Source organism: Candidatus Latescibacterota bacterium, assembly GCA_019038625.1.
Classification (GTDB): Bacteria; Krumholzibacteriota; Krumholzibacteriia; order Krumholzibacteriales; family Krumholzibacteriaceae; genus JAGLYV01.
The window spans coordinates 1-7,518 of sequence record JAHOYU010000160.1; the positions used below are offsets into that span (position 1 = coordinate 1).

At 54.0% G+C, this 7,518-nt stretch carries 6 protein-coding genes; 3 read left to right on the forward strand and 3 right to left on the reverse strand.

Annotated elements, in window-relative coordinates; all coding sequences use genetic code 11:
- On the forward strand, nucleotides 1-248 hold a 248-nt coding region (locus KOO63_11915; GenBank protein MBU8922515.1), incomplete at its 5' end, for a hypothetical protein.
- A gap of 82 nt (nucleotides 249-330) precedes the next feature.
- Here KOO63_11915 and KOO63_11920 read toward each other — a convergent pair.
- Both KOO63_11920 and KOO63_11925 read right to left on the reverse strand, forming a co-directional pair.
- Nucleotides 331-1,755 (reverse strand): aldehyde dehydrogenase family protein, encoded by a 1,425-nt coding sequence (locus KOO63_11920; protein MBU8922516.1) that lies wholly within the window; start codon nucleotides 1,753-1,755, stop codon nucleotides 331-333.
- 67 nt (nucleotides 1,756-1,822) lie between these two features.
- Nucleotides 1,823-2,848: a homoserine dehydrogenase gene (locus KOO63_11925; protein MBU8922517.1), complete on the reverse strand. Its 1,026-nt coding sequence runs from the start codon at nucleotides 2,846-2,848 to the stop codon at nucleotides 1,823-1,825.
- 221 nt (nucleotides 2,849-3,069) lie between these two features.
- Here KOO63_11925 and KOO63_11930 point away from each other — a divergent pair, with 221 nt between their 5' ends.
- Nucleotides 3,070-3,882, forward strand: a complete 813-nt coding sequence (locus KOO63_11930) for a hypothetical protein (GenBank protein ID MBU8922518.1) — start codon at nucleotides 3,070-3,072, stop codon at nucleotides 3,880-3,882.
- A gap of 215 nt (nucleotides 3,883-4,097) precedes the next feature.
- On the opposite strand, the gene KOO63_11935 is transcribed toward KOO63_11930, so the two are convergent.
- Entirely contained in the window at nucleotides 4,098-5,384 is a 1,287-nt protein-coding gene (locus tag KOO63_11935; protein MBU8922519.1) for a DUF4097 domain-containing protein, read from the reverse strand.
- 145 nt (nucleotides 5,385-5,529) lie between these two features.
- On the opposite strand from KOO63_11935, the gene KOO63_11940 reads away from it, so the two are divergent.
- A complete protein-coding gene (locus KOO63_11940) occupies nucleotides 5,530-7,296 on the forward strand; it encodes an NAD+ synthase (GenBank protein MBU8922520.1) in 1,767 nt (588 codons plus the stop codon).
- The last annotated feature ends 222 nt before the right edge of the window (nucleotides 7,297-7,518 follow it).

Genomic DNA, 7,518 nt, shown 5'->3' on the forward strand with positions numbered 1-7,518 from the left:
ACACTGTCTATGGCCGTGAGGGTTTCGTCGGGGAACGCCCCAAAAACGAGATCGGCATGCACTCCCTCCGCGGAGGCGATGTCATCGGTGAACACCAGGTGATATTCGCCGGCGAAGGGGAGAGGTTCGAACTGACCCACAGGGCCCACTCGAGACGGACCTTCGCGAGAGGCACCCTGCGCGCGATAAAGTTCATAGTCGGGCAGGAGCCTGGGTTCTATTCGATGAAAGATGTGCTGGGTCTGTAATACAAAGTCTGCGCTTGTGAAAGAAGTCCCGCAGCCTCAAGGCCTCGGGACTTCTTGTATTAATGATTCATCGAACTACGCCCTACAGATTAAAGCAGACCACTTTCGGCTCTGTCATCTCCTGCAGGGCAAACTTGATCCCTTCGCGGCCGAGGCCACTGTTCTTCACTCCGCCGAAAGGCATCATATCGATCCTGTAATCGGATGAGTCGTTGATGATTATCCCTCCGACCTCTACTTCCTGGATCGCCTTGAACGCGTTGTCGATACTGCTGGTGAATATTCCGGCGTGGAGCCCGAAATCAACATCGTTCGCCTTCGCGATGGCTTCGTCGAGATTATCGACCGGATAGAGGTTCACCGTAGGCGCAAAGACCTCCTGCTTGTCGAGCGTCGATCCGGGAGGCACATCGGCCAGCACGGTCGGATCATAGATGGCACCATTCCTGGTACCACCGATGAGCACACGCGCGCCCTTCGCGACAGCGTCGTTCACCCATTTTTCGATCCGCTTGGCCTCGCCTTCGTTGATCATAGGACCCATATCGCAGTCCTCTTCCATTTTCGGCCCGACCTTATACTGCCTGGTGCGCGATACAAACAGGGTCTCGAATTTCTTGTAGATATCTTTCTCTATGTAGATCCTCTGAACGCCGATACAGTTCTGCCCGGCAGCCCAGAAGGCACCCGACACACTGTTCGCAACGGCCTGTTCGAGGTCACAGTCAGCACAGACGATGACAGGAGTGTTCGATCCGAGTTCCATCCCGATCTTCTTCAGCCCCGCCTTTTTAACGATCTCCTGCCCGGCCTCCACGCCACCTGTAAAGCTCACCATGCGCACGCGAGGATCTGTGACCAGGGCATCTCCTATCTTCGCTCCATAACCGGTGACACAGTTCAGGATGTTGGCGGGAAGGCCCGCTTCCATCATAGCCTCACAGAGCTTGAGCGCTGAAAGTGGAGTCACGGTCGCTGGCTTCAGCACTACGGAGTTTCCTCCGGCAATCGCCGGCCCGAGCTTGTGCGCGACAAGATTGAGCGGGTCGTTGAAAGGAGTGATAGCCGCGATCACGCCGATCGGGAACCTGAAATAGTATCCCTGCCTGTTCTCCGAACCGGGGCTCGATGAGAATGGTATAGTCTCTCCGACCACTCTCCTGGCCTCCTCGGCCGAGATCATGATCGTCATGGCAGCGCGTGCGGCCTCCCCGCGGGCCTCGCGGATCGTCTTGCTTCCCTCCATCGCGATCGTCTTAGCGAAATCCTCCAGATTCGCCTCGATGATATCGGCCGTCTTCCTGAGGATCGATATCCTCTCGTGGACTGGCAGCGCGCGATTTATCTTGTACCCTTCGACCGCCGCTGTTATCGCGGCGTCGATATCCTTCGCCGTACCACTCGGAACCGTATCGATGACGGTATTGTCGAGAGGATCCTTCACATCGATCGTGTCACCAGAGTCTACCCATTTTCCAGCAATCAACATCTTCATATTCTGTACCATTCCTTCCTGCGACTCATCGCGCCCTGACAGGTCACGAGACTTCGGCGCGAGATAGCCTGTCGAGTACCTATCTGGTCATCCCGTGGATTGCCAGAAGATCTATAAGCAACGAATATCCTGTTTCCTTCCTGCCCGCGCCCGGTCCTACTATCGTGACGTCGCCGAGCAGATCGGTATCGAAAGTCAGTGCGTTCATAGCGCCCCCCACTGAAGCCAGCGGATCGGTGACTGCTACTTTCTCCGGCTTGACCGAGGCAGAGACACCTGATGCGGTCTTCGCGACCTTGCCGATAAGCTTCCATCTCATACCCTCAGCCTTTGCCTTTTCTATGTCTTCGAGAGTGATCGCCGTGATACCGGTCCTGTCTACATCGGCAGGAGAGATCTCAGCGCCCATCACGCTCTTGGCCAGGATGACTACCTTCGCCAGAGCGTCGAATCCCTCGACGTCCGCCGTCGGGTCGGCCTCGGCGAATCCAAGTTCCTGCGCCTCCTTGAGTGCGTCATCATAACTCTTGCCAGTCTCCATATTGGTCAGGATGAAGTTCGTCGTACCGTTGAGGATGCCGCGGATCTCCCTGATATCGCATCCGGCGAGACACATCTCACCGAGGTTCAGGACAGGCGTGCCTGCTACTACGGTTCCTTCGTAGCGGAACATAACATCTTTCTCATCCGCGAGTTCGGCAAGTTCCTTGAAGAAGAGCGCCGTCGGCCCCTTGTTCGTCGTCACCAGGTGCATGCCACCTTCCAGCGACGCCCTGAAATGACTGTTGGCCGGCTCACCCGTCTTGATATCGGTATATGATACTTCGATCACGGCATCTGCATCTGCCTGCTCGATGGTCTGCAACGCGTCAAGACCCGTCGTGGCCCCGGGATACTCGGAGATCTTTCCGTCCTTCGCCAGATCGAGGACCTTCGCCAGATCGAGTCCGTTATTATCGAGAGCTGAACCTTTTGTGAAATCGCTGACCGCGACAACACTGAACTCGTATCCGTACTGCTCTTTCAGAATATCTTTTTTCTCCAGAAGTATCTCGGCCAGGCCCTGGCCTACCACTCCAAATCCGATAAACGCCAATTTCTGCATTGTTTCCTCCCAGCCTGAGCCGCCCGCGCCAGGCCATGAATAAGGGTTCCTTCCGTTCCTGTTTTATCTTCATCTGCAAAAATCCGAGATGGGAAGTATGCACTACGGGGCCCATATTGTCGATGAATGTTTTTGCAATATTTCGCCCGAAAATATACCATCTACTATAGAATCGGTGTTCCCACGTGGCTCAGAGCTCGGCTTCGATGAAAGGAAATAACATGAAACTGGCGCTTGTTCAGCACAAAGTAACAAAAGACAGGGACGAGAACCTTGCCCGAGGCCTTTTGGCGTTTGAAGAGGCTGCCAGCGCAGGGGCTTCAGTCGTCGCCTATCCAGAATTGTCATTCAGCTGGTTCCTTCCCCAGCACGCTGCCGAAGGCGACGTATCGGCACTTGCTGAGACGGTTCCGGGCCATACTACTGAAAGATTCTGCGAACTGGCTGGCCGTCTCGGAGTAGTCGCAGTTATCAACCTGTTCGAGAAAGATGGGAACAGAACCTTCGATACGACGGTAGTAATAGACTCCGACGGATCGATAAAAGGGATGAACAGGATGGTCCATGTCACCGATCTTCCCTGCTTCCTCGAGAAGGGATATTACACTCCGGGGGACCTCGGCGCCGGTGTCTTTGACACTTCAGCCGGCAGGATCGGTATCGCCATCTGTTACGACCGTCATTTCCCTGAATACATGAGAGCCCTCGGGCTCAAGGGAGCACAGCTGGTGATAGTCCCCCAGGCAGGGGCGATGGGTGAATGGCCCGCCGGACTATTTGAGGCGGAACTCCAGGTGGCTGCCTTTCACAACGGCTATTTCGCCGCTCTTTCCAATCGTGTCGGCAAGGAAGACTGCCTGACGTTCGGGGGTGAATCGTATGTAGCAGGGCCCGACGGCAGGGTGCTAGCGAGAGCACCAGAACTTGAAGAGATGATCCTCTACTGCGATATCGATTACGGAGAGCTCGACGGATGCAGCGCGAGAAAATACTTCATCCCGAGCCGCAGACCAGAGATCTACCCTGATCTTTAAGTCGGGCGGGCACGGCGATTTGCCCTTCGGCGAGTTTCGCAGCACAACGCCTTGCGCTGTGCGAGGACTGTTTGAGCAAGAAGGGCAAGATCACATGTCCTGGCGAGGACTGTCCGAGCAGGAGAACAAAACATCCCCCATACGAAAGAGGAGCCCTGGCACTCTTTCCGGGACTCCTCTTCGATATGGGAACTACTATGGTGGAATACCTGCTATCAATCCTTCTTGATCCGAACGTTTCCGTTGATCGTCCTTATCTTTATTGTATGTTCTCCGCCATCGACTTCGCCGGTGCCGTAGATATATTTCCTCTTCTGCCCCCACTTCCTCTTCCATTCCTTTGTCTCTTCTATCTGGATCGGGAAATCAGAGATGATCTCGCACTTTTTGCGGTAATTTTTTGTAAACGCGATCTCCACGTCGAAGTCTATCGAAAGTCCGGCTGGAAGAGTGACCTCTACATCCCCACCCATCGATTTGATCCGGACATCCCTTTTACCTTTGGCAGGATCGCCGACCATTCTCACCGTCACATCGCCACCCATCGTCGTTGCCACGACCCAACCATCTATACTGTGGATCTCGATGTCTCCACCCATTGTCTTTGCTTTGGCATACTTGCCGGCACTCTCGATCGTGATGTCACCACCCATCGTGTGCGCGTCAGCGCCCTCGGGAGCCTCGTCGATATCGACATCTCCGCCCATGGTACTCACTTTGACTTTTTTGGCCCGCTTCACATCGATATCTCCGCCGAAGGTCCTGGCCTTTATCTCTTTGCCTTCATAATCGAGGTTCAGGTCTCCGCCCAGAGTCGAGATGTTGACCTCATCGTCGTCATCCGATCCTTTAGATTTCCTGGAAGACTTCCTTCTTTTTACACCATCATAAGTAACGTCTCCACCCAGCGTGCTGCCTCTAAGGTCTCCGATGACGTCATTTATCCTCACATCGCCGCCTAACGTCTTCACCTTTCCATCCAGCTCGGAATCGCTGATCCTGATGTCCCCACCCAGCGTCGTTACATTCGCCTCTCCCTTCAGGTGGTTGAACTCGATGTCCCCACCCATCGTCTTTCCGCTGATCTTTCCCTCGACCTTCTCGATCTCTACGTCTCCGCCCATAGTCTCGAACTTTATATCATGCTTCGAGGGCACTCTGAGATAGATTCTCGTGTCGACTTTCCCCCGACGGAACTTTCTGTCGAAGTGCAGGCGTATCTTGAGTCCGGATCTGGTCCTGTCGAACTCGTGTTCCACATCTTCCATATTGCGACCGCTGATAGCGATCTCGACTTCCACATTGTCTCTGTCCGAGCCGACAATGATTATGTCGCCACCGGTCTCGATGTCGAGCTCGATCAGCTCCCCCGGCTTGAGATCGAATTCCTCGGTAATGACCTTCTCTTTGTAGGCCTTTCTTTTCGATGCTGCTGAAAGATCTGCCGACATCATCAGGCCGACCATTAAAACAAGCAGTGTCAGAGCAATAATCTTTTTCATATCGGTTTCTCCTCCGGTAATCGGTATATAATGAATACGCTTTCACACTCTTTTTGTTTCAGCTTTTTCACCCCTCCTGCTATTGTCATTCGTGATACTGTTAAAAGGTCTTCGGGGTGACAGAATGCAGGATGGAGAGGATGGAATGAGCAGGAAAATCCGAGTGGGACTCGCGCAGGCAAACCCGATAGTCGGCGACCTTGAAGGAAATGCCGCAATGATGGGGTCCTGGATAGCCGAAGCAAAGACAAAGGGGATCGATCTTCTTGCGTTTCCAGAGCTTTCCATATGCGGTTACCCCACAGAAGACCTGCTCCTGAAGCCATCCTTTCTCGAAGATTGTGAAAAGGCCCTTGCCCGGGTAGCGAAACTTGCCAGGGGAATAATAGTCATAGCTGGCGCCCCGGAATCGCCCGGGAAAGGCTCAGGGCCACTCTACAATACAGCCGTCGTTCTTTCGGATGGAAAGATAGCGGCCAGGTACAGAAAGATTCACCTGCCGAATTACGGTGTATTCGATGAAAAACGATATTTCACTGCCGGCACGAAGCCCCTTGTCTTGAGGATCGGTGACTTATCGATCGGGGTAAGTATCTGTGAGGATGTCTGGGTCGACGACGGCCCGACCGGGGCACAGGTCAGCGAGGGAGGGGCCGATCTCATAGTGAACATCTCCGCCTCACCCTATAGCAGGGGCAAATGCCGCGACCGCGAGAAACTTATGCGTAAACGTGCGAGGGAACACAGCGTCTATCTATGCTACGCCAATCTTATCGGGGGACAGGACGAACTGGTCTTTGACGGCAGTAGTGTAATATGCTCTCCCGAAGGAAAGACGATCGCGAGAGGGCGGCCGTTCGGCGAAGAATTGATTATTTCAGACATCTCGATCCGCCATGGCCGCAAGACATCCTCAAAACGGAGGAACCCCACGACTCCGAACTCCGGCAATCCTGCCGTGACGGTCGAAGGAACAATCGATTTCGCGGATCTTCCCGCGTTGAGACCCCGGGGAAAATCAGGCCCGAAAAGGATATCGACGGCAATGGCCGAACACCTCGGGCCATCGGAGGAAATCTATGAGGCTCTCGTGACAGGCACCCGGGATTATGTCGAGAAAAATGGATTCAGGGGGGTCGTCCTCGGCCTCAGCGGTGGTATCGATTCGGCTCTGACGGCGGCTGTCGCTGTAGATGCCCTCGGCCCCGAAAGGGTGAAGGGAGTGACCATGCCTTCGGGGTACACATCGGGCGCGACCCTGACCGACGCGAAAAAGCTGGCTTCGAATCTTGGCATCTCCCTCTATGAGCTTCCGATAGGCACGATCTACAATTCATATCTTTCCCTTCTCGGAGGACTGCTTCCGAAGGGGGATATCGGAATAACAGAGGAAAATATTCAGGCCAGGATAAGAGGCAACCTGCTGATGGCGTTTTCCAACCGCTTCGGATGGCTCGTCCTGACCACTGGGAACAAGAGCGAGATCGCCGTGGGATATTGCACCCTTTACGGAGATATGGCGGGTGGATTCGCCGTTCTGAAAGACGTTCCGAAGAGCCTCGTCTTTACATTGAGCCGCTACCGGAACAGGGCTGCCGGAAAAGCTCTGATCCCGTCATCGACTATCAGAAGGAAACCTTCCGCGGAACTGCGCCCGAACCAGTGCGACCAGGATTCCCTCCCTCCTTACGACGTGCTGGACCGGATCATCGAACTCTACGTCGAGCATGACATGTCACTCATGCAGATAGTGGCGGATGGCATCGAACGAAAAACCGCGCTGGACGTCATAAGCATGATAGACAGAAACGAGTACAAACGCAGGCAGGGTCCTCCGGGGATCAAGATCACGCCGAAGGCATTCGGAAGGGACCGCAGGCTTCCCATCACCAACCGTTACATGAATCGTTGATGGAATTTTCAGCGGTTAAATTCGAACATCCCATCTTCGAATAATCTTCACTCAATCGTTCCCTTTTCGAACATTCCTTCATCGAATGTCCTTCCCCAATCATTCCCCCTTCGAATGATTCCTCTTCAATCACTCCTTACTCGATCATCCCATCTTCGAATGTTCGTTCTTCAAATGTCCATCTATTTTCTTTTTCCCAAAGTCTTTGACAGCCTTGTGCTG

Excerpts from the sequence above, each read along its gene's own strand:
- KOO63_11920 (MBU8922516.1), bottom strand. The coding sequence starts at position 1,755 with ATGGTACAGAATATGAAGATGTTGATTGCTGGAAAATGGGTAGACTCT.
- KOO63_11925 (MBU8922517.1), bottom strand. The coding sequence starts at position 2,848 with ATGCAGAAATTGGCGTTTATCGGATTTGGAGTGGTAGGCCAGGGCCTG.
- KOO63_11930 (MBU8922518.1), top strand. The coding sequence starts at position 3,070 with ATGAAACTGGCGCTTGTTCAGCACAAAGTAACAAAAGACAGGGACGAG.
- KOO63_11935 (MBU8922519.1), bottom strand. The coding sequence starts at position 5,384 with ATGAAAAAGATTATTGCTCTGACACTGCTTGTTTTAATGGTCGGCCTG.
- KOO63_11940 (MBU8922520.1), top strand. The coding sequence starts at position 5,530 with ATGAGCAGGAAAATCCGAGTGGGACTCGCGCAGGCAAACCCGATAGTC.